This is a genomic window from Streptomyces sp. NPDC057474 (assembly GCF_042802555.1).
Lineage (GTDB): Bacteria > Actinomycetota > Actinomycetes > Streptomycetales > Streptomycetaceae > Streptomyces.
Genome location: NZ_JBHVDX010000056.1, coordinates 17,953 through 38,932 on the forward strand (window position 1 = coordinate 17,953; position 20,980 = coordinate 38,932).

Genomic DNA, 20,980 nt, shown 5'->3' on the forward strand with positions numbered 1-20,980 from the left:
GCGCGGCTGAGCCCCACCTGACGCCACCCGCTCATGTCGTCGGGCTGATCACCCCTGCCTTGCCTCGCCCTGCCTTTTTCCTCCCCGCGGCACGGGCTGATCCGTCCTGCCTGCCCTCCGCACGTCCACGACCTGAACGGGAGTACCACCCCCGTGGCCACATTCCTTTACAAACTGGGTCGACTCGCCTTTCGGCGACGACATTTCGTAGCCCTGATCTGGGTGGCACTGCTGACGCTCGCGGGCGTCGGCGCCGCCTCCGCGCCCGCTGCGGGCTCGTCCTCCTTCTCCATCCCCGGCACCGAGGCCCAGAAGGCCTTCGACCTGCTGGAACAGCGCTACCCCGGCATGAGCGCCGACGGCGCCACCGCCCGGGTCGTCTTCAAGGCGCCCGAGGGCGAGAAGATGGCCGACGCCGCCAACAAGGCGGCCGTCGAGAAGACCGTCAAGGAACTGGGCGACGGCTCCGAAGTCGTCTCCGTCAGCGACCCGTTCACCACCAACGCGGTCAGTAAGGACGGGACGGTCGCCTATGCCTCGGTGACGTACAAGGTCCCGGCCATGGAGCTGAAGGACTCCTCCAAGGAGGCTCTGGAGGCCACCGCGCACAAGGCGCAGGGCGGCGGGCTGACTGTCGAGATGGGCGGTGACGCCCTGCAGGCCGAGCCCGAGACGGCGGCCACCGGCGAGATCATCGGCCTCGCCCTCGCCGCGGTCGTTCTCGTCGTCACCCTGGGCTCGGTCGTCGCGGCCGGGCTGCCGCTGCTGACGGCGATCATCGGCGTCGGCATCGGCGTCGCCACCATCACCGCCCTCGCCAGCGCGCTCGACCTCGGCGACACCACCTCCACCCTCGCCCTGATGATCGGTCTCGCGGTCGGTATCGACTACGCGCTGTTCATCGTCTCCCGCTACCGGTCCGAACTGGCCGAGGGCCGGGAACGCGAGGAAGCGGTCGGCCGGGCCGTCGGCACCGCGGGCTCGGCGGTGGTCTTCGCGGGGCTCACGGTCGTGATCGCGCTGGCCGGTCTCGCGGTCGTCAACGTCCCGATGCTGACCAAGATGGGTCTCGCGGCGGCGGGCACGGTCGTCATCGCGGTCCTCATCGCCCTCACCATGGTCCCGGCGCTGCTCGGCTACGCGGGCCGTAAGGTCCGGCCGGCCGGCGAGAAGGGCAGGCTGCTCGGACGCGGCAAGGCGAAGGACTCCACGGAATCCACCAAGGAGTCCACCAAGGAATCCGCCGTGGTCAAGCCCAGCATGGGCACCCGCTGGGCGAGCTTCGTCGTCCGTCGTCCGGTCGCCGTGCTGCTGTTCGGCGTGGTCGGCCTGGGCGTGATCGCCGTCCCGGCCACCCAGCTCGAGCTGGGCCTGCCCGACGACGGTTCGCAGCCGACGTCCACCACGCAGCGCCGGGGGTACGACCTGCTGTCCGAAGGCTTCGGGCCCGGCTTCAACGGCCCCTTGATGGTCGTCGTCGACGCCAAGGACAGTGCGTCCCCGCAGGAAGCCGCCACCGCGGTGACCGACGAGATCAAGGGCCTCAAGGACGTCGTGACGGTGACCCCCGCGACGTTCAACAAGGCCGGCGACACCGCGATGATCACGGTGATCCCGAATTCCAAGCCGTCCTCGACGCAGACCGAGGACCTGGTGCACGCCATCCGTGACGCGGGCACCGGCGTGACGGCGGACACGGACGCGAAGGTGCTGGTCACCGGCGCCACGGCCATGAACATCGACTTCTCGCAGAAGCTCACCGACGCGCTGCTCCCGTACCTGGCGCTGGTGGTGGGTCTCGCCTTCCTCCTGCTGATCGTGATCTTCCGGTCGATCCTGGTTCCGCTGAAGGCGGCCCTCGGCTTCCTGCTCAGCGTGCTGGCCGCGCTCGGCGCCGTGGTCGCGGTCTTCCAGTGGGGCTGGCTGGCGGGACTCATCGGCGTCGAGGAGACCGGCCCGATCATGTCGATGATGCCGATCTTCATGGTGGGTGTGGTCTTCGGCCTGGCGATGGACTACGAGGTGTTCCTCGTGACCCGCATACGTGAGGCGTACGTCCACGGCGAGAAGCCGAACCAGGCCGTGGTGACCGGCTTCAAGTACAGCGGCCGGGTGGTCGCGGCCGCCGCGGCGATCATGATGGCCGTCTTCGCCGGCTTCATCGGCTCCGGCGAGTCGATGATCAAGATGATCGGCTTCGGCCTCGCCATCGCCGTCTTCTTCGACGCGTTCGTCGTCCGCATGGCCATCGTCCCGGCCGTCCTCGCCCTTCTGGGCGACAAGGCCTGGTGGCTGCCGAAGTGGCTCGACCGCGCGCTGCCGAACGTCGACGTCGAGGGTGAGGGCCTGCGGGCGCACGACGACGACGCGAAGAGCTCGGCCGAGGACGACGAGGACAGGGAGCTGGTCCGCGCCTGACGCGCCGGACGGCCGCCGGGCTGGATCGGCTGCCGCGCAGGACCGCCGGTGAGGGCCCGTGGGGACGGGCGCCCTCACCGGCTTCTGCGTTCCCGGGTGACCGAGATCGACGGCTGGGCGTCATCTTCGACAGAATTCTCTGACCGCCGGATTCTTCGAATGTGAGGCCATGACCCGTGACCGACGACAAGCGCATAGGTCCGCCCCACTTCGGCACCGAACGCGACACGCTCCGCGCCTTTCTCGACTACCACCGCGCGACCCTCGCCATGAAGTGCGAGGGACTCACGGACGAGGAACTGCGCAGCCGGTCGATGCCCCCGTCGACGCTCTCGCTGTTGGGCCTCGTACGACACATGGCGGAGGTGGAACGCGCATGGTTCCGCCGGGCCTTCGAGGACCACGACGCCCCCATGGTGTGGTCGAAGGAGATCGACTTCCAGGCGGCGTACGACGCGAGCGCCTCGACGCGGGCGGAGGCGTTCGCGGCGTGGGAGGCGGAGGTGGAGACCTCGCGCCGTATCGAACGGGAGGCGGAGTCCCTGGACCTCGCCGGCTACCAGCCACGCTGGAACGAGGAGGTCTCGCTCCGGCTGGTCATGATCCACGTCCTGCTGGAGTACGGCCGCCACAACGGCCACGCGGACTTCTTGCGGGAGGGTGTGGACGGGACGGTCGGGGCGTGAGCGTCCGGGTGCCGTCGGGCACCCGCTGGACAGGAGCCGCCAAAGACGCGGGGGCTGCCGTCGGCGCGCTGTTCGTGGAGCCCACCACCCGAGAGCAGGAAAACGAGGCCTGGCACCTCGCGGGCCGGATCTACGGTTACTGGCTCGTGGGCGGGCTGGCCCTGTTCCCGGTGCTGGGGATGACGCGGACGCTGGTCGTCCACCTGACCACGATGATCGTGGCGCCCGTCGCGCTTTTCGCCCTCGTGATGCTGTCGGCCGCACGGTGACCGAAAGCCGCGCAGCCTGACAAGGTGTCCATGGCAGACACCTGGGAATCACACAGCAATCGCTCATAGTATCCGACCATTCCATGACGGGAACATCCGGAAAGCGCGGTTCGGCATCATGAGCACAGCAGGCAACAGCAACAACGGCAGCAGCAACGGGCACAGCCACGGGCACGACCACCACCACGACGACGAGTTCGACAGAGGACTCTCCTACGACCTCCCCGTGTTCGCCCGCCGCCGCATGATCAGACTGCTGGCCGGCGCGAGCATGGTCCCGCTGGTGGCGGCCTGTTCCACGGACGACTCCGGCAGCAGCGCCGCGTCGGACTCGTCCTCCTCCGGCTCTTCCTCCGGCTCCTCCTCGTCCGGCACCTCAGGCTCGGACTGCGAGGTCATCCCGAGCGAGACGGCCGGTCCGTACCCGGGTGACGGCTCGAACGGCCCGAACGTCCTCAAGGAGAGCGGTGTCGTCCGGCGTGACATCACGAAGAGCTTCGGCTCGTCCAGCGGTGTCGCCGAAGGCATCCCGCTGACGATCACGCTGACGGTCGTCGACCAGTCCTCCGGCTGCGACACGCCGAAGGAGGGCGCGGCCGTCTACCTGTGGCACTGCGACCGGGAGGGCCGGTACTCCCTCTACTCCGACGGTGTCACCGAGGAGAACTATTTGCGCGGCGTCCAGGAGACCGACGACAAGGGCCAGGTCACCTTCACGTCGATCTTCCCCGCCTGCTACACGGGCCGCTGGCCGCACATCCACTTCGAGGTGTACGGCAGCCTGGACGACGCCACCGCCGCCCAGAACATCGCCGCCACCTCGCAGCTGGCCTTCCCCAAGGACGTCTGCGACACCGTGTACGCGACGGACGGGTACAGCCAGAGCGTCCAGACCCTCAGCCAGCTCTCCCTGGAGACCGACAACATCTTCAGCGACGGCTACGACCAGCAGCTGGCCACCCTCGAGGGCAGCACCGACAAGGGCTACACGGCCACCCTCACCGTGCCGGTGTAGCTCAGCAGGCGGAGCCGGCCTGCCCCTCGCTCAGCCGAGGTCGAGGTGCGCCGTGTCCCCCCACCGCGCCAGCCGCAACCGTCCCTCGTCGTCGGTCTCCCACTGCGAGACCGACGCGTTGGGGACGGGCGGCAGCCGGCCGGGGGACGTCGCGCCGAGCCCCGCGCACACGAGGCGTACGGCGACGGCGATCGCGTCATGGGCGACCAGCAGCACCCGGCGGCCGGGGGCGGCCCGGTCCAGCTCGGTGACGAAGTCCCGTACCCGCAGCACCACATCGGTCAACGCCTCCCCGCCCGGCGGCCGGTAGAACCAGTCGCCGACCAGGGCCCGCCGTGCCGTCTCTGCGGGCGCGCGGGCCCGCTGCGCGCCCGGCGGGTGCATCTCGAAGATCCCCATCTCCCGGTCCCGCAGGCGCTCGTCGACGAGGAGCGGAGGAGGGACCACACGAGGATGCCCGGCCATCAACTCCCAGGTCTGCCGGGCCCGTACGTACGGCGAACAGACCACCAGGTCCGGCCCCGACCGGGCGCTGTCACCGGCCTCACCATCACCGCCACGGGCGATCCCAGCCAGCCAGTCACCCAGCGCCCCGGCCTGCCCACGGCCCAGCTCGGACAGCGGAACTTCCGCGCCCCGGCCCGGCAACGGCACGGCCGAACCGGTCCGCTCGGCCTCGGCGTACGCCACGTTCGCGGTGCTCTGCCCGTGCCGGATCGCCCACAGCGAGGCGAGCGTGTACGGCAGCGCCAGCCCCTCGTCGGGAGCGGGCGCGGGCGCGGGTACGGGTACGGGTACGGGCGCGGTCTCGGTCGCCCTGTCGTCAGCGGCGGCGGTGCCGTCCATCTGCGCCGTCATGCATCCCCCGGGCCCCCGCACACTCCGCTCAGCGCGCCACCGGCGTCGCCGTGTACGTCCGCCGCAAGAACCGGATCAGCGCCTTCGTGTCGAACTGCATCACCGCCACCCCCTGGGCGGAATGGAACTCCATGACGGCCTGGACCCGACCGCAGGGCCAGATGCTCACAGGGCCGGAGGTGGTGGGGGTGCGGAGGCCGCGTTCGAGGAGGTCGCGGGGGAAGGTCCACTCGTCGGAGCCGGGAAGGCGTACGCGGACGGCGGAGGCGTCGGTGTCGGGGTCGTAGTGGAGGACGACCGGCACGGTGTCCCGGTCCTCGGGGGAGTCCGTGACGACGTGGGCCCGGGCGTACTGCTCGACGGTGACAGACATCGGGCGGCTCCTCACGCTGAGTGACGCAAGCAGAAGCTGTGAATCCGCTGTCCACTGCCTCTCCAATGTCGCATATTTTCCGCCCCGCGCCCCCGGAAGCCCTGTAAGAGCGCTGGAAGGCCGCTGCAAGAGGCCCGCACGGCGAGGGGGCCCGTCCGGCATTCAGCGAGCCGTTCGCTAATCGACTCTGAAGCGCTCTTGCAAGAGAGTCGCAATAGGGCTCTATCATCGTAAGGTTCCAGCCACTCCAGCCATCCGCAGACCGCCCCCAGCCCCCAGCCAGCGCGTCCCCACCCGGTGGCCCGGCCCCCGTACCAGGAGAGCGAGCCCTCGTATGCACGTCCCCGACGGATTCATCAACGCCCCCGTCTCGGCGGTCGCCGGAGTCGTCGCCGCCGGTGCGGTCGCCGTGAGCCTGCGTGGCGCCCGGCGTGAGCTGGACGAGCGGGCGGCGCCCCTCGCCGGGCTCGTCGCCGCGTTCATCTTCGCCGTGCAGATGCTGAACTTCCCCGTCGCGGCCGGGACCAGCGGACATCTGCTCGGCGGTGCCCTGGCCGCGATACTCGTGGGCCCCTATACAGGGGTCCTGTGCGTGTCCGTGGTGCTCCTCATGCAGGGCATCCTCTTCGCCGACGGCGGCCTCACCGCCCTCGGCGTGAACATCACCGTCATGGCGGTCGTCACGTCCGTCGTCGCGTACGCCGTCTTCCGCGGGCTCGTGAAGGTGCTGCCCAAGAAGCGCCGCTCGATCACCGTCTCCGCCTTCGTCGCCGCCCTGATCTCCGTGCCCGCCGCGGCCGCAGCCTTCACTCTCGTCTACGCGATCGGCGGCACCACGGACGTGCCGATCGGCTCGGTCCTCACCGCCATGGTCGGCGTCCACACCCTCATCGGCATCGGCGAGGCCGCGATCACCGCCGCCACGGTCGGCGCCGTCATCGCCGTACGCCCAGACCTCGTGTACGGCGCCCGCGGCCTGACCGCCCCGCTCAAGCTGCGCGTCAACGGCGAACTCGTCGACGCGCCGAACGCCGAGCCCATCCCCGTACCCGTCGCCGCACGCTCGACCCGCAAGCTCCTCCTCGCCGGCCTCGGTACCTCCCTCCTCCTCGCCGGTGTCGTCAGCTTCTACGCCTCCGCCGACCCGGACGGTCTGGAGAAGGTCGCCGCCGACAAGGGCATCGACGCCAAGGTCGAGGACCACGCCGCCGCCGACTCCCCGCTCGCCGACTACGGCGTCGAGGGCCTCACCAACGCCCGGATCGCGGGCGGTCTCGCGGGCGTGATCGGCGTCGGCGTCACGGTCGTCGCCGGGACGGGGATCTTCTGGGCCGTACGCAAGCGGCGTACCGGTGAGGGCGACGCCGCGTCCCCCACCTCCGTGCCCGAGAACGCCTGACATGGGCGCCGGCCACGCCCACAAGCTCTACCGGCACGCGCACTCACCCGTGCACGCCCTGCCGCCGCACACCAAACTCGCGGCCGTCTTCGCCTTCGTGATCGTCGTGGTGTCGACGCCACGGGAGGTGGTGTGGGCGTTCGGTCTGTACGCCGTGCTGCTCGGCGTGGTCGGGTACGCGGCCCGCGTACCCGCCGGGTTCCTGCTCCGGCGGCTGCTGATCGAGATCCCGTTCGTCGCGTTCGCCGTGCTCATGCCGTTCGTGGCGCAGGGCGAGCGTGTCGAGGTCCTGGGGATGTCGCTGAGCGTCAGCGGGCTCTGGGGCGCCTGGAACGTCCTCGCCAAGGGGACGCTGGGCGTCGCCGCCTCCGTCCTCCTCGCGTCCACCACCGAACTCCGCGAACTCCTCCTCGGACTCCAGCGCCTCAAACTGCCCCCGCTGCTCGTCCAGATCGCGTCCTTCATGATCCGCTACGGGGATGTGATCACTGATGAAATGCGGCGGATGCGGATCGCGCGCGAGTCACGTGGCTTCGAGGCGAGCGGCGTACGGCACTGGGGTGTGCTCGCCAAAACGGCCGGGGCACTGTTCATCCGCTCGTACGAGCGTGGCGAGCGGGTCCATCTGGCCATGATCAGCCGGGGGTACGCGGGCACCATGCCCGTCATCGACGAGGTGACCGCGTCCCGGGCGCAGTGGTCGTACGCCTTCGCCCTCCCGGGGGCGGCCCTTGTCGTGTGTCTGCTGGGATGGACCCTTTGACTCCTCCCTCTTGCGGACAAGGGGGATTCCTGGCTCACGCTGCTCGGTCACCCAGCGGATGATCGAGTCTCACGCGAGCAACACCAGCCGGGTCGAGACCAGCCCGGACAATGCGAACGCCAAAGGGGATGCGCATGCTTGGTTCCCGCAATGCACCGTTCGGCGACGACGGCACCCGATCACGCAGTGGAATCCGGAGGGATCTGTGACCTTCTCGCTCGAAGTCTCCGGGCTGGCCTTCGCCTACCCCGACGGCCATCAGGCCCTCTTCGGCGTCGACTTCACCGTCGGGCAAGGGGAGAGGGTCGCGCTGCTCGGGCCGAACGGGGCCGGCAAGACCACCCTCGTCCTGCACCTCAACGGCATCCTCACCGGGGGCGCGGGCACGGTGACCGTCGCCGGGATGCCCGTCGGCAAGCGGCACATGGCCGAGATCCGGCGGAAGGTCGGGATCGTCTTCCAGGACCCCGACGACCAGCTCTTCATGCCGACCGTGCGGGAGGACGTGGCCTTCGGGCCCGCCGCGGCGGGAATGAACGGCCCCGAGCTGGAGGCCCGCGTCGACCGGGCCCTCGAACAGGTCGGCATGGCGGAGTTCAAGGAACGGCCGCCGCACCACCTCTCCTTCGGGCAGCGGCGCCGGGTGGCCGTCGCCACCGTCCTCGCCATGGAGCCCGAGATCCTCGTCCTCGACGAGCCGTCCTCCAACCTCGACCCCGCCTCGCGCCGCGAACTCGCCGACATCCTGCGGTCGTTGGACGTCACCGTCCTCATGGTCACGCACGATCTGCCGTACGCCCTGGAACTGTGCCCTCGCTCGCTGATCCTCAGCGAGGGGGTCATCGCGGCGGACGGTCCGACCGGCGAGCTGCTCGACGACGACGAGTTGATGCGGGCCCACCGGCTTGAACTGCCGTTCGGGTTCGACCCCCGGTCGGTGAGGGCGGGTTAGAGCTCGGGGGTGCGGGTTGTTCCCGGGCGCGGGTGGTGTGTGGGTGCTCGCGCAGTTCCCCGCGCCCCTAAAGGGCTCGGGGGCACCCCGTGCTTTTCAGGGGCGCGGGGAACTGTGCGAGCAACCCCCACTCACCCGCGGACAACCACGGTCCCCCGGCAGGGCTTCGCGGACGTCCGTGACAATGGGCCCCGTGACGAATCAAGAGGATGCCGAACGGCACGGTTCGCTGCTCCTCGACGAGCAGTTGTGCTTCGCGCTGTACGCGGCCCAGCGTGCGGTCACCGCCGCGTACCGCCCGCTGCTCGACGAACTCGGCCTCACCTACCCGCAGTACCTGGTCATGCTCTCCCTCTGGGAGCGCGGCGAGAGCACCGTCAAGGATCTGGCTGGCGCCCTGCGGCTCGACTACGGCACGGTCTCGCCGCTGCTGAAGCGGCTGGAGTCGGCCGGGCTGCTGCGCCGGGAGCGGTCCATCCGGGACGAGCGCTCGGTGCGGATCGCGCTCACCGGACGTGGCGAACAGCTCCGCGACCGCGCGGCGGCCGTACCCGCCACCCTGGCTGCCGCCACCGGACTCCACGGCCCCGAGGTGGCCCGGCTGCGCGAGGAACTGTGGCAGCTGACGACACGGGCGACGAAGGCGGCGGGCCGCTGAGAGGGCGAGGGCGAAGGCGAGGGCGAGGGCGAAGGCGAGGGCTTCCGGTCGGCCGCTCGTGGGTCGGCGGTGACCTTGTGTTACCCATGGTTACTACCCCCTGGTAACCGCGCACGCCCTACCGGCCGGTACCTTGTGCACGATGTATTCGTGCGCGCCTGTCCTGGGGAGGCCACGCGCTCGCCCTGGGGGAGGCCAAGGGAATGACTGACGACGCCGCGGTGGAGACCCGTCCCGATACCCATCCCGATACCAGTCCCGCTACCCGTCCGGATACTCGCCCGACGAAGATCATGTATGTCGCCGAGGCCACCGCGCACGGCGGCAGGGACGGCTACATCAGCAGCCAGGACGGCCAGATCGACCTCAAGGTCGCGATGCCGCCGGCGATGGGCGGCGACGGTGACGGCACCAACCCCGAGCAGCTGTTCGCCGCCGGATACAGCTCCTGCTTCCACAACGCGCTGGTCCTCGTCGGCCGCCGCGAGGGCTACGACCTGACCGGCTCCACCGTCGCCGCGAAGGTCGGCATCGGCCCCAACAAGCAGCGCGGTTACGGCCTCGCCGTCGCCCTCAGCGTCTCCCTCCCGGTCATCGACCAGGGCATCGCGGCCAAGCTGGTCGACGCGGCCCACCAGGTCTGCCCGTATTCGAACGCGACCCGCGACAACATCGACGTCACGATCGTGCTGGGCTGAGGGGCTGAGGGGCTGAAGGGCTGAGGCGGCCCCGGGCGGGGGAATCCAGGGCCGTGCCTGTACGTTGCATCCGTCGTCGTGGCGAGTGGTCGTGGCGAGTGAACGGACAGGGAGCGCCGACGTGGACGTGAACGGCACAGCCGCCGAGGGCTTCGAGCCGGTCAGGGCCGCGTTCGTACGCAACTTCGAGGCGCTCGGCGAGCGGGGCGCGGCGGTCGTCGTGTACCGGCACGGGCGCAAGGTCGTCGACCTGTGGGCCGGCACCCGGGACGTCGACGGCACCGAGCCTTGGCGGCACGGCACCGCCCAGATCATGCGCTCGGCGACGAAGGGCGTCGCCGCCGCCGTACCGCTGATGCTGGCCGAGCGCGGCGAGCTGGACCTCGACGCGCCACTGGGCCGGTACTGGCCGGAGTTCAAGGCGCACGGCAAGGACCTCGTGCTGGTGAGGCATGTGCTCAACCACCGGGCCGGGCTCCCCGTCCTGGACCGTCCGCTCACCCCCGCAGAGGCGCTGGACCCGCGCCGGGGCCCGGCGGCCGTGGCCGCGCAGGCCCCCGCCTGGGAGCCCGGCACCGACCACGGCTACCACCCCCTGACGTACGGCTGGATGCTCGACGAACTGGTCCGGCGTGTGACCGGCCGGGGGACGGGCGAGTGGATCGCGTCGGACATCGCCGCGCCGCTGGGCCTGGACGCGGACCTGTGGCTGGGACTGCCGGAGTCGGTGGCGGGCCGGGTGGGCCGCGCGGGCCGCCTCGAAACGTCCCCCGAGCCCTCCGGCGGCCTACGGGTCCGCGCCAAGCGCTCGGTCACCGAGGCCTACGACGACCCGGACTCCCTCACCCGCCGCGCCTTCGCCGCGATCACCCCGTTCCCCGACCAGAACGACCCCGCGTACCGCGCGTCCGCGCTCCCCGCGACGAACGGCATCGCCACGGCGGACGGCCTGGCCCGCTTCTACGCGGCGCTCATCGGCGAGGTCGGCGGCGTACGGCTGTTCAGCCCGGCGACCAGGGAAGCGGCCCGCGCCGAGGAATCCTCCGGCCCCGACCGCGTCCTCGTCATCAACACCCGCTTCGGCCTCGGCTACATGCTCCACGGCACCGCCTCCCCGCTGCTGGCCGCGGGTTCCTTCGGCCACCCCGGCCGAGGCGGCCCCCTCGGTTTCGCCGACCCCGACTCCGGCATCGCCTTCGGCTACATCACGAACGGCTACCGCAAAACGGTGACGGCGGACCCGAGGGCCCAGGCGCTGGTGAGGGCGGTGAGGGAAGCGCTGAAGGCCTGAAGGGGCGCAACCCCTGCAGAGGCGCGGGGAACCGCGCGGCCAGCCACGAACGACCCGCGGCCGCCGAACGACAGTCGACCCCGAACCGACCCCGAGCCAACCCCGAGCTATGAGGCGGCGGCTCCACCCCGCTGAGCGCACCGCTGCGCGCACCGCGGAGCGACCGTCACGGACGAGCGGCCGGACCGGCCCAGGGCTCCCCCGCTGGTGTCCTGGCCCGATCCCGGAGTTCCGGACGGCCGCTCTCCGCGGCGGCGATCACCAGGATGCGCGGAACTCCGGCCAATGTCGTTGGCTGACGGTCCACTGTCACTTGCCAACGCGTCCACTCTCCATCACCCGGCACGCGGGAACCTCCAGCGGCACGACTGCCCACGACCGGGTGGCGTAGGCGTACTGCGGGCAGTCGTACCGCGTACTCGAGCGCTGTCGCGTGCTCAGCGCGCTATTGGGTGCTCAGAGCGCTATCGGGTGTGACGTCCGGCCCGATGCCTCGTCTATTTCGTCGTGGGCCTTGGTGAGGAGCCTCATGGCGAGCTCGTTCAAGGCCCTCGCCCCGGCGATCTCCTCGCCGACCCGGGGCTGATTGGAGTCGGTCTGGTGGCGGCTGGCGTAGCCGTTGGCGCGTACTTCCTTCCCGTCGGGGAGACGCACGAGGGCCGCCGCCCGTGTGCGCTGTTCGTCCTCCTGGAACTCCAGCTCGATGTGCCATCCGACAGCGGTTTTCATCATGACGATCACCTCCGGAATCGCTCTTTCCAGAGTGCTCCTCAGCGCCCGCGGATGCACGGCCTGCCCGGCACGCACCCCGCCTGCTTGACCGGATGCTCCGCTCGGCAGCCGCCGGGACCCCTGCCGGACGGACTGCCGTACTTCCCGTTCAGGAGCGTGAGTGGCCGCCGGACCGGGTGGCACACCCGCTTGGATGCGGAGCGATCCGTTCCGGTACTCTGTGCCGCCATACACACCAGGGGGATTGTGCGAACGAGGACGATCACCGCTGCGCTGTGCCTGCTCATGTGCGCCATCGCGGTCGGTTGTGCCGACGGCAGTGATACGGCCGAGGCGGCTGACACGCGCTCCGCCGACCAATTGCTCGGCGAGGCCGACCGCGCCATGAAGGCGCTCACGTCGGTGACCATCGTCACGGATGTCACCGCGGCCTCGGGCGGTGCCAACCTCTATTCCGGCCGCCTGACGACCGATCTCAAGAGCAGATGCACCTTGAAAGCGACCTCGTCCTATGGCTCCGGGATGTCCGAGATGGAGCAGATCCGGATCGGTGGGATGGACTACATCCATCCCAACGACGTCTACCTGGAGATGTGGAGCCGGAAGACGGTCCCCGCGATGCGACAGAAACCCTGGCTCAGGAGCCCCGTGAGCGCGGCGAAGGGGGCTGACGGCCTGGCCGACTGCGTGTGGCCGTTCTCCTCCTCCTCGTTGGGCAGAGCGAGGAAGGACAACCCGACCGAGGTCGACGGCGAGCCGGTCATCCCGGTGAAAGTGACGGACGCCGAGTTCGAGGGCACCTTCCACACCTACTACGTCGCAGCCGAGGGCAAGCCGTACCTTCTGCGGATCGACTACAGGGACTCCCACTACCGCCGAATCACGAGGTTCAGCGGTTTCGGTGACCCTGTGGACATTCAGCCCCCGCCTGCGGCCGATGTCCTGGATCTGAGCAGTCTGCCACCGGACGGGTCCTAGCAGCACATCCGGCCGTGGTGATCAAACCCGCGCGCACGGCTAAGGGCTGTCCCGTAACCCTCAAAGGGCGAGCGACAGCACCGTGGCTACGGGAGCTGCGCGGCGGCACCGACTTCGACGCGGGCAATGTCGTCTACCGCCAGAACTGCAACTTCATCTGGAACAACGACAAGGACACCATCTACCTGTACAAGCCCTCCGGTGCGAAGGCCGACTTCCACTCCTACACCAAGTCCGCTGACGACCCGGACGGCAACGGCTACGTCAACTACCACGGCTGAACCCCCTGGTGCCAGGCCGGCAGCCTGAACCGCTCCGGGATCGGTGGCGGAGCGGTTCAGGCTGCCGAGAGCACATGATCGCCCATCGGCGGCTGCCCTCGTGCCGTCGTCGCAGCACTTATGCAGTCGGCCAAACGTCATGTCCCGGTGTGGGCTTGGACGATGCCGAAGATAACTACTGCCAATACGCCGGCCCCGGCCAGCGGCGGCCATGGCCAGGCCTCGGCTCTGCCAGTCGTTGCGGACCGCGTACGGGATCTTGAGACCACGAGCAGCCCATGGCAGGCTCATGCCGCATGATCGATGAATTCGCGAAAGACAACCTGCACGGGAGACTGCGGAGGGACAGCAAGGCGCTGCTCTGGAAACTCGACGGCTTGTCCGAATACGACGCCCGCCGACCTTTGACAGCGACCGGGACCAACCTCCTCGGCCTGGTCAAACACGTGGCCACCGTCGAGGCCAGGTACTTCGGCGAGGTCTTCGACCGCCCTTCCCCGGAACCGCTGCCCCGGTGGCAGGACTCCAACGGCAGCGATCTGTGGGCGACCGAGGACGAGACCCGCGATCAGATCATCGGGTTCTACCGGCGCACGTGGGAACACTCGGACGCGACGATCAACGAGCTTCCCCTCGACGCCCCCGGCCACGTGCCGTGGTGGCCGGAGCCTTATGCCGACACGAACCTGTTCGCCATCATGGTCCATGTCCTCGGCGAGTCCATCCGGCATGCCGGGCACGCCGATATCCTGCGCGAGGGCCTCGACGGCCGGACCGGGTTGCGCGCCGAACTCGAGAAGCAGATCGACGAGGAAGCCCGTGCAGCCTACTGCGCGAAGATCGAGCAGGCCGCCAGGTCGGCCGCATCAATCGAGGCTAAGGGGTGTCCCGTAACCATCGGCACCACCCCCTGAGAGTTCGTCGCCTCCTGCGGCGGGAGGTCGACGATCAACCTGGCAAGGCTGGGGCTAGATTCTTCGCATGCTTTCGCATCTCAGTCATGGTGCTTCCGGAGCCCTCCGACGCTTTGCTGGATGGCTCGCCCGGGGATCGGTAGGCCACCCGATGCTGGAAGGGATCGACTACTGGGAGGAGTTGCGTGAGTCGCCCTCCCAGATGGAGATCTGCATCGCAATCTTCGCCAACGTCCTCGAACTGGATGAGCAGGGAGAACCGGTCAACGAGAAGCACGCGGAGCGCCGGGCTGCAGCCTGGCTCTACCGATACTGCACCGGGGAGTTGCCCCCGGGGGAGCCGGACATCGAGCCGTGGGAATGCCAGCTTCATTGACCGTTGACGTGCGATGTCATTCGAGTAAGGCAAGCCCTGCCCGCTGGCCGATCCCGACATCAGCGACGCCCTGCGCACCGCGGCGAACGCGGCCCTGGACGACAACACCCCAGAAGCGCTGCGCTACTTCCTTGAGGTCGGCCAGTACGAGGTCGACGGCTAGAGGGCCTGTAGTTCGGATTTGACCGAATCGGGGAGTGGGGCCTGGTGCGTGCAGCTGCAAGGCGGATACGTGCCAGGCCCCGGAGCCCGGCATGTCCCAACGACAGGCTATGGATGTGACCAGCCCCGACGTGCGCCGGCCACGGTAGCTTGATCGGCATGGATCAGGGGCGGGTAGGCGAAGCGCTTCGTCTCGAGACCGGAGAACTCGCGCGGGCGATGACTGGGGTCTCGGCGGCCGAGTGGCGTCTGCCGACGCGGTGTGCGCCGTGGACGGTGAGCGACTTGCTGGCTCATGTCCGGGTGGTGATTGCCTGGTTGCCGGGCATGCTGGCCGCGCCGGCGCCGACCACTGCCGAGGTCTCTGCAGTGGAGTACTACCGGCCCGACGGCCGTTTCGCTCCGGACACCAACGCGGCTCGGATCGCTCTGGCCCAAGAACATGCGGCCGAACAGCTCAGCGGTGCCGCGCTCGCCGACGATTTCAACGCCACTTGGCAACAGGTGGACCGACTGTGCCGGGCCGAGCCCGAAGGGCGCGTGGTTCGCACCCGGCACGGCGATCCGATGCTTTTGTCGGAGTTCCTGCTGACGCGCGTGGTTGAAGTCGCCGTGCACGGCCTGGACCTGGCCGACGCCCTGGGGCGCGAACCGTGGCTGACTTCCCAGGCCGCAGATTTGGTGCAAGAACTTCTGCTCGGCCCGGATGGAGCAGCGGCACTGGAGAGGCTGGGGTGGGGTCAGCTTCGCTTCCTGCGCAAGGCGACGGGGCGCGAGGCGATCACCAGGGAGGAAGCATTGAACGTCAGCCGCCAGGGCATCCGATGGCTCACGCTGGGTTGAGAACGTCGTCAACCGACCCCAGCGAAACGGCAGATCTCGACACGCTCTCATGGCGCGCGACGAGACCGGGGCGGACGGGAGTGCCTCATACAGCCGCTTGGCCCAGCCGTCCGGCACCCCGTGCGCGGCCGGCGTCACGCGTTCCGCTCGCGGACGTCCACCAGGGTGGCGCCCGCGTGCGCGATCAGCGTCTCGGGGGCCATGGGGAAAACGGTGTACGGGGTGCCGGCCGCGGCCCACACCGTGGCGTGGCCGAGGAGCGAGCGGTCCGCGAGGACGCGGGTCCGCGTCCGGTGCCCGAAGGGCGGGACCCCGCCGATCGCGTACCCGGTCGTCTCCCGTACGAGGTCGGCGCGGGCCCGGGTGACCTTCGTGGCGCCGAGTTGCCGCCGGACCAGCTCCACGTCGACCCGCGACGCGCCGTCCATGAGCACCAGCACCGGGACGCCGTCCGCCGCGAAGATCAGTGACTTGCAGATCTCGCTCAACTCGCAGCCGAGCGCCGCGGCCGCTTCCGCCGCGGTCCTCGTGGCCTCCGGGAACCGGCGGATCTCGGCGTGCAGTCCGCCCAGACCCAGCGCGGTGAGCGCCTCGGCGAAACGGGGGTGGGCTCCGGAGCCTTCGGTTTCCTGCGCGACGTTGGTCATGTCGGGCACGCTAGCGGTGCGTGTGCCGGCCACGCGACCGGGTTGTTCAGCCCATCCAGTCACAGAGACGGCACTGGACCGACTGATCCGTTTCGCTGACGATCGGGGGATGACAGAGACTTCGCCTACTTCGCCTACTTCGCCTACTTCGCCTACTCCGGTTGCTTCGCCTGGGCCGTCGACTCCGACCGGCAACGACGGCCGCGCGTTCCTGATCCTGCACGGCTGGCAGAACCACCGTCCGGCCGCCCACTGGCAGCACTGGCTGGCCGACCGCCTCACCGACCTGGGCCACGAGGTGGCGTACCCGCAGCTCCCGGAGGCGGACGACCCGGACCTGGAACGGTGGCTGGCCGAACTGGACGCGCTGCTGGCGGAGTTGGCAGGCCGGCGGATCACGGTGGTCTGCCACAGCCTGGCCTGCCTGCTGTGGCTGCACGCGGTCGCGCGGGACGACGTCCTGTCCGGCCCCGTCGACCGCGTACTTCTCGTCGCCCCGCCCGCCCCGGAAGTCGCCCTGGAGCACTCGGAGATCGCCGAGTTCGCCCCGCCGGAGCTGAGCCCCGAGCGGCTGGCCGCGACCGCCTCGTACACCCGGGTCGTCGGCAGCGACAACGACCCGTACTGCCCCGGGGGCGCGGCCACGTTGTACGCCGAACCGCTGGGCCTGCCCGCCGACGTGCTGCCGGGCGAGGCTCACCTGGACCTGGACGCGGGCTACGGTTCCTGGCCGTCGATGTTCGACTGGTGCCTGGACCCGTCACCCGAGACGTACGAGAAGAAGCCCGTCCACGGCCGTACGTGACACGGCTGAGGCCGGCCGACGGCCCTGCGCGCGGCGCTCAGCCCCCGCTGCCCGCCTTGAGGAGCGCTGCCACGATCGGGCCCGCCGACTCGCTGCCGTGGCCGCCCTGTTGGACGACTCCGGCGGAGGCCAGGTCGCCCTTCCAGGCGGTGAACCAGCCGTTGGGCTCCTTCTGGCCGTCGACCTCGGCGGAGCCGGTCTTGGCACCGTAGTCGGGGCCGAGGCCCGACATCGCCTCGGCCGCCGTACCGGCCGCGGCGGTGTACTGGAGGAGTTCGCGCAGCTGGGAGCGGACGGTGTCGGACATGGGCCGGGAGGCGGTCGCGAGGGTGCGGCCGTCGACGGACGGCGCGACCAGGTAGGGCTGCTTGAAGACGCCCGTCTTGGCCGTGGCGACCACCGACGCCATGTTCAGCGGGTTCATCCGCACCCCGCCCTGGCCGATCAGCGAGGCCGCCATCGGGGCATCGCTCTGCACCGGCACCGCGCCGTCGAAGCTGGACACGCCGATGGCCCAGTTGTTCAGGCCGAGGCCGAAGACCTGCTGGGCCTCCAGGGTCAGGGAGTTGTCGTCCAGCTCCTTCGCCTGGGAGATGAAGGCGGTGTTGCAGGAGCGCGCGAAACTCGCCTTGAACGTGCCGTCCTTGATCTCGAACTTGTCGTCGTTCTGGAACTTCCAGCCGCCGTACGACGAGAACTTGGGGCACGGGTGGACCTTGTCCGCCGAGGCCAGACCCTTGTCGATGAGCAGCGCCGACGACACGACCTTCATCGTGGAGCCGGGGGCGAGCGAGCCCTGGAAGGCCACGTTGAAGCTGCTCGAGTTCGCCGCGGCCAGGATCTCGCCGGTCGAGGGACGCATCACGACCACCGACGCCCGCTTCGTGGCCGCCACCTTCTCCTCGGCGGCGGCCTGCAGCGACGGGCTGAGCGTCGTCTTCAGCTCCCCCGGCGTGCCCTCGCTCAGCTCCAGCAGCGTCTTGTCGGCCGCCTTCTCCTTCGTGGAATTCGTGGACTTCGTGGAATTCCGAGAATTCGTGGAATTCTCGGATGTGCCGGACGTCCCGGATTCCTCGTCCGACTCACTCTCCGCCGGGTCCGCCCGGACGATCCGCAGCTCGACGCCCGCCTTGCCGCCCGCCTTCTTGCCGTACTTCTCCCGCAGGCCGTCCAGCACCGAGCCAAGCGACGGGTACTTCTTCGTCGTCAGCTCGCCGCCGTCCCGGTCGAGGGCCTTCACTGGGGGTGTGCCCGCCTCGCCGGTCACCAGGCGGTCGCCCTCGTCGAGGTCGGGGTGGACGACGGACGGCTGCCAGTCGACGACGGGTTCGCCGTCCTTCTCCGCCCGTACGACGGTGAGGGCGGACTCGTAGGTCAGCGGCTTGTCCGTGCCCTTGTAGGAGACCGTGCCCTTCACCGTGAACGGCACCTTGTCGCCCGAGCGCTTGCCGCGGGTGAGGGTGACGTCCTTGACGTGGGCGTCCTTGGTGAAGCCGGTCAACGCGGTCTTCGCGGCCGCCGAGTCGTCCGTGGTGGCGGCGGCCTTCGCGACGGTGCCCTTCTGCCAGGCGGTGAGGAACGCGGTCGTGGCCGTACGGACCTCGCCGGCGGACAGGGGCCCGCTCTTCACGGCCTTGGCGTCGGCCGAACCGTCCTTGGCCGCCGCGCCGCCGCCGAACACCGTGTACACGGCGAAAGCTCCGCCACCGAGGGCCACGATGGCCACACCGCCCAGCACGAGGTGCCGCCGTGACCTGCCCGACTTCGCGGTCTTCCGCTCGTCGACACGCCTTCTCTTACCCACGCTCCGACCTTCCGCTGCCCCCGGCTGCCTCTCGTCCCTCAACGAGAACCACCACACTAGAGTCCCGCGGATCACTCCGTGGGTTCGGCCGGGGATATGTGCGGGCCGTATGTGGCTGGTCGCGCAGTTCCCCGCGCCCCTGAAAAGCGAAAGCAGGGGGCTGCGCCCCGCTTTCGCTTTTCGGCCGCAGGGCCGTTGTCTGCTCAGGGGCGCGGGGAACTACGCGAGCAACCACACACCACCCGCACCCCGCACCCCGCACCCCGCAACGAATCCGCACCCCTACGGCGCCACCCGAAAACTCACCCACTGGCTCCCAGCACATCCACCACGATCGGCCCGGCCGCCTCACCCCCACGGCCACCACCCTCCGACATCGCCGCGGCAGCCACATCTCCCCGGAACCCGGTGAACCAACTGTCCGCCACAGCCTGCCCGTCGATCTCCGCGGACCCGGTCTTCGCCCCGATGTCCCCGCTGAGCCCGGACATGACGGTCGCGGCCGTCCCCTGCGTCGCGGTCAGCCTCATCATCTGCTTCAACTGCGACGAGGTACTGGCCGACAACCCCTTCGCCGTGGCCAACTCCCGTTCGTCCAGCTTCGGCGACACCAGATACGGCTGCCGGAACGACCCCGTGATCGCCGTGGACGTCACCGACGCCATGTTCAACGGGTTCATCAGGACGTCACCCTGCCCGATGGCGTTGGCGGCCCGGTTCGGCCCGCCGGACGGCGGCACCTTGCCGTCCATGGAGACGATGCCCGTCTTCCAGTCGTCCCTGCCGATCCCGAACCGCTGCTGGGCCTCCTCGGTCAACGACGCGTCGGTGAGCGGCTTCTCGTCGATCAGCTTGATGAAGGCCGTGTTGCAGGACCGCTCGAAGCTGTTGGCGAGCGTGGCGCCCGGCGTCTCGTTCGCCTTCATGCCCGGCAGGTTCTTGAAGGTCTGGCTCATCCAGGTGGCCGTGTCGGGGCAGGGGGCGGGGCCGTTCATGGAGGTCACACCGTTGTCGATGAGCATCGCGGCGGTGACGATCTTCATCGTGGAGCCGGGCGGGAGTTCACCCTGGAAGGCCGCGTTGAAACCGTCCTCGCGGTTGTTGGCGACCGCCAGCACCTGACCGGTGCTGGGCTGCAGGGCGACCACGGAGGACTCGGCGTACTTCTTGACCGCCTTCTCGGCCGCCGCCTGCGTCCGCGCGCTGATCGTGGTCTGCAACTTGCCCGCCTTGCCCTCGGCGAGGGTCAGCAGGGTGGTGTCGCCCGCCTCCGTGGCGGTGTGCCGGATACCCAGCTCGATACCGGGTGTGCCGCCCGCGTCCGCGCCGTAGCGTTCGCGCAGGGTGTCGAGGATCGGCCCGAGGGAGGGGTACTTCTCCTTGGTCAGCACCTTGCCGTCCCGGTCCACGGCCTCGATGGGAGGCGCCGTCGCCTCGCCGGCGATCAGCGTGTCGCCGGCCTTCAGCTCGGGGTGCACGACAGACGGCTGCCAGTCGACCAGGGCCCGTCCGGTCGTCTTCCCCCGCACGACGGTCAGTCGGCTCTTGTACGCGAGGTCCTTGCTCTTCCCCTCGTACGACACCGTCGCCTCGACGGAGAACGGGACGGTCCGGCCGCCGGTCCCGGTCGGCTTCCCCGGCTCGATCTTCACGTCGTCGATCCGCGCGGTGCCGACGAAGCTGCCGAGCACCTTCCCCGCGTCCACCGCGTTGTTCGTGTACGACGACGCCGTGGCCGAGTCGCCCTTCTCCCAGGCCGCGAAGAACTTCTCCGACGCCTCCTGGACCTCGTCCGCACTCGGCGGCCCGGTCCGTTTCTCCGGGCTCCCACCGTCCCCGTTGAGCGCCGTCACGAAGTTGTACCCGCCGTACCCGGCACCTCCCACCATCGCCGCGAACACCCCGCCGACTATGGCGACCTTGACCCCCCTGCGCATGACGCGACCCCTCCCCGTTGCTTTTGAACACGTTCAGAAACCGCTTGCCGAGGCTCACTGTAAACACGCCGGAGTAACGCGTGGGGAAAACGCTTCCTGTGTGTTCCCTGATTGTTAGCCC

General features: G+C 69.7%; 21 protein-coding genes and 2 pseudogenes. 17 read left to right on the plus strand and 6 right to left on the minus strand.

All coding sequences use genetic code 11. The features are described 5' to 3' along the window. Positions 1-153 precede the first annotated feature (153 nt). The 4 genes from ACFU53_RS18210 to ACFU53_RS18225 all read left to right on the plus strand — a co-directional run bounded on the left by ACFU53_RS18210 (position 154) and on the right by ACFU53_RS18225 (position 4,388). Positions 154-2,418 carry an MMPL family transporter gene (locus ACFU53_RS18210; protein WP_383992835.1) on the plus strand — a complete coding sequence of 755 codons (2,265 nt, stop codon included), beginning with the start codon at positions 154-156 and terminating at the stop codon, positions 2,416-2,418. Positions 2,419-2,594: 176 nt separating this feature from the next. Continuing rightward, positions 2,595-3,104 carry a DinB family protein gene (locus ACFU53_RS18215; protein WP_383992838.1) on the plus strand — a complete coding sequence of 170 codons (510 nt, stop codon included), beginning with the start codon at positions 2,595-2,597 and terminating at the stop codon, positions 3,102-3,104. After that, positions 3,101-3,373 (plus strand): hypothetical protein, encoded by a 273-nt coding sequence (locus ACFU53_RS18220; protein WP_383992841.1) that lies wholly within the window; start codon positions 3,101-3,103, stop codon positions 3,371-3,373. The genes ACFU53_RS18215 and ACFU53_RS18220 overlap by 4 nt, the downstream gene beginning before the upstream one ends. A gap of 118 nt (positions 3,374-3,491) precedes the next feature. Continuing rightward, positions 3,492-4,388 carry an intradiol ring-cleavage dioxygenase gene (locus ACFU53_RS18225; RefSeq protein WP_383992843.1) on the plus strand — a complete coding sequence of 299 codons (897 nt, stop codon included), beginning with the start codon at positions 3,492-3,494 and terminating at the stop codon, positions 4,386-4,388. Between the two features lie 30 nt (positions 4,389-4,418). Here the strand turns inward: ACFU53_RS18225 and ACFU53_RS18230 are convergent, their stop codons facing one another. Together ACFU53_RS18230 and ACFU53_RS18235 are read right to left on the minus strand one after the other, a co-directional pair. Beyond that, positions 4,419-5,246: a histidine phosphatase family protein gene (locus ACFU53_RS18230; protein ID WP_383992846.1), complete on the minus strand. Its 828-nt coding sequence runs from the start codon at positions 5,244-5,246 to the stop codon at positions 4,419-4,421. 28 nt (positions 5,247-5,274) lie between these two features. Then, positions 5,275-5,619, minus strand: a complete 345-nt coding sequence (locus ACFU53_RS18235; RefSeq protein WP_383992849.1) for an SsgA family sporulation/cell division regulator — start codon at positions 5,617-5,619, stop codon at positions 5,275-5,277. Between the two features lie 334 nt (positions 5,620-5,953). On the opposite strand from ACFU53_RS18235, the gene ACFU53_RS18240 reads away from it, so the two are divergent. The 6 genes from ACFU53_RS18240 (at position 5,954) to ACFU53_RS18265 (ending at position 11,380) form a co-directional block, all read left to right on the plus strand. Beyond that, positions 5,954-7,018, plus strand: coding sequence for an energy-coupling factor ABC transporter permease (locus ACFU53_RS18240; protein WP_383992851.1), 1,065 nt, complete (start codon positions 5,954-5,956; stop codon positions 7,016-7,018). Position 7,019: 1 nt separating this feature from the next. Continuing rightward, on the plus strand, positions 7,020-7,781 hold the full coding sequence (gene cbiQ, locus ACFU53_RS18245; protein WP_383992854.1) for a cobalt ECF transporter T component CbiQ: 762 nt from the start codon (positions 7,020-7,022) through the stop codon (positions 7,779-7,781). A 205-nt stretch (positions 7,782-7,986) separates the two neighbouring features. Beyond that, positions 7,987-8,733, plus strand: a complete 747-nt coding sequence (locus ACFU53_RS18250; RefSeq protein WP_383992857.1) for an energy-coupling factor ABC transporter ATP-binding protein — start codon at positions 7,987-7,989, stop codon at positions 8,731-8,733. A 184-nt stretch (positions 8,734-8,917) separates the two neighbouring features. Then, complete coding sequence (locus tag ACFU53_RS18255) at positions 8,918-9,391, plus strand: MarR family winged helix-turn-helix transcriptional regulator (RefSeq protein WP_383992860.1); 474 nt, start codon at positions 8,918-8,920, stop codon at positions 9,389-9,391. Positions 9,392-9,594: 203 nt separating this feature from the next. Continuing rightward, entirely contained in the window at positions 9,595-10,089 is a 495-nt protein-coding gene (locus ACFU53_RS18260) for an organic hydroperoxide resistance protein (RefSeq protein ID WP_383992863.1), read from the plus strand. A gap of 121 nt (positions 10,090-10,210) precedes the next feature. After that, entirely contained in the window at positions 10,211-11,380 is a 1,170-nt protein-coding gene (locus ACFU53_RS18265; protein ID WP_383992866.1) for a serine hydrolase domain-containing protein, read from the plus strand. A gap of 456 nt (positions 11,381-11,836) precedes the next feature. Here ACFU53_RS18265 and ACFU53_RS18270 read toward each other — a convergent pair whose 3' ends face one another. Then, the gene (locus tag ACFU53_RS18270; protein ID WP_383992869.1) at positions 11,837-12,112 is read right to left on the minus strand and encodes a DUF1876 domain-containing protein; all 276 of its coding nucleotides are present in this window, start codon (positions 12,110-12,112) and stop codon (positions 11,837-11,839) included. A 189-nt stretch (positions 12,113-12,301) separates the two neighbouring features. Between ACFU53_RS18270 and ACFU53_RS18275 the strand changes: the two genes are divergently transcribed. From ACFU53_RS18275 to ACFU53_RS18300, 6 genes and pseudogenes are all read left to right on the plus strand, one after another. After that, positions 12,302-13,090 (plus strand): hypothetical protein, encoded by a 789-nt coding sequence (locus tag ACFU53_RS18275; RefSeq protein ID WP_383992872.1) that lies wholly within the window; start codon positions 12,302-12,304, stop codon positions 13,088-13,090. 92 nt (positions 13,091-13,182) lie between these two features. Further along, positions 13,183-13,371: pseudogene (locus tag ACFU53_RS18280) on the plus strand (lamin tail domain-containing protein); the annotation flags it as partial. A gap of 296 nt (positions 13,372-13,667) precedes the next feature. Further along, positions 13,668-14,285: a DinB family protein gene (locus ACFU53_RS18285; protein WP_383992875.1), complete on the plus strand. Its 618-nt coding sequence runs from the start codon at positions 13,668-13,670 to the stop codon at positions 14,283-14,285. A gap of 67 nt (positions 14,286-14,352) precedes the next feature. After that, entirely contained in the window at positions 14,353-14,661 is a 309-nt protein-coding gene (locus ACFU53_RS18290; RefSeq protein ID WP_383992878.1) for a hypothetical protein, read from the plus strand. A gap of 43 nt (positions 14,662-14,704) precedes the next feature. Next, positions 14,705-14,824, plus strand: a pseudogene (locus tag ACFU53_RS18295) (ALF repeat-containing protein); the annotation flags it as partial. A 158-nt stretch (positions 14,825-14,982) separates the two neighbouring features. Next, entirely contained in the window at positions 14,983-15,666 is a 684-nt protein-coding gene (locus ACFU53_RS18300) for a maleylpyruvate isomerase N-terminal domain-containing protein (protein ID WP_383992881.1), read from the plus strand. Between the two features lie 134 nt (positions 15,667-15,800). Here the strand turns inward: ACFU53_RS18300 and ACFU53_RS18305 are convergent, their stop codons facing one another. Next, complete coding sequence (locus ACFU53_RS18305) at positions 15,801-16,313, minus strand: YbaK/EbsC family protein (protein ID WP_383992883.1); 513 nt, start codon at positions 16,311-16,313, stop codon at positions 15,801-15,803. A gap of 109 nt (positions 16,314-16,422) precedes the next feature. On the opposite strand from ACFU53_RS18305, the gene ACFU53_RS18310 reads away from it, so the two are divergent. After that, positions 16,423-17,118, plus strand: coding sequence for an RBBP9/YdeN family alpha/beta hydrolase (locus tag ACFU53_RS18310; RefSeq protein WP_383992886.1), 696 nt, complete (start codon positions 16,423-16,425; stop codon positions 17,116-17,118). A 37-nt stretch (positions 17,119-17,155) separates the two neighbouring features. Here ACFU53_RS18310 and ACFU53_RS18315 read toward each other — a convergent pair whose 3' ends face one another. Further along, positions 17,156-18,922, minus strand: a complete 1,767-nt coding sequence (locus ACFU53_RS18315) for a penicillin-binding transpeptidase domain-containing protein (protein WP_383992889.1) — start codon at positions 18,920-18,922, stop codon at positions 17,156-17,158. Positions 18,923-19,224: 302 nt separating this feature from the next. Next, the gene (locus ACFU53_RS18320) at positions 19,225-20,859 is read right to left on the minus strand and encodes a penicillin-binding transpeptidase domain-containing protein (RefSeq protein WP_383992892.1); all 1,635 of its coding nucleotides are present in this window, start codon (positions 20,857-20,859) and stop codon (positions 19,225-19,227) included. Between the last annotated feature and the right edge of the window lie 121 nt (positions 20,860-20,980).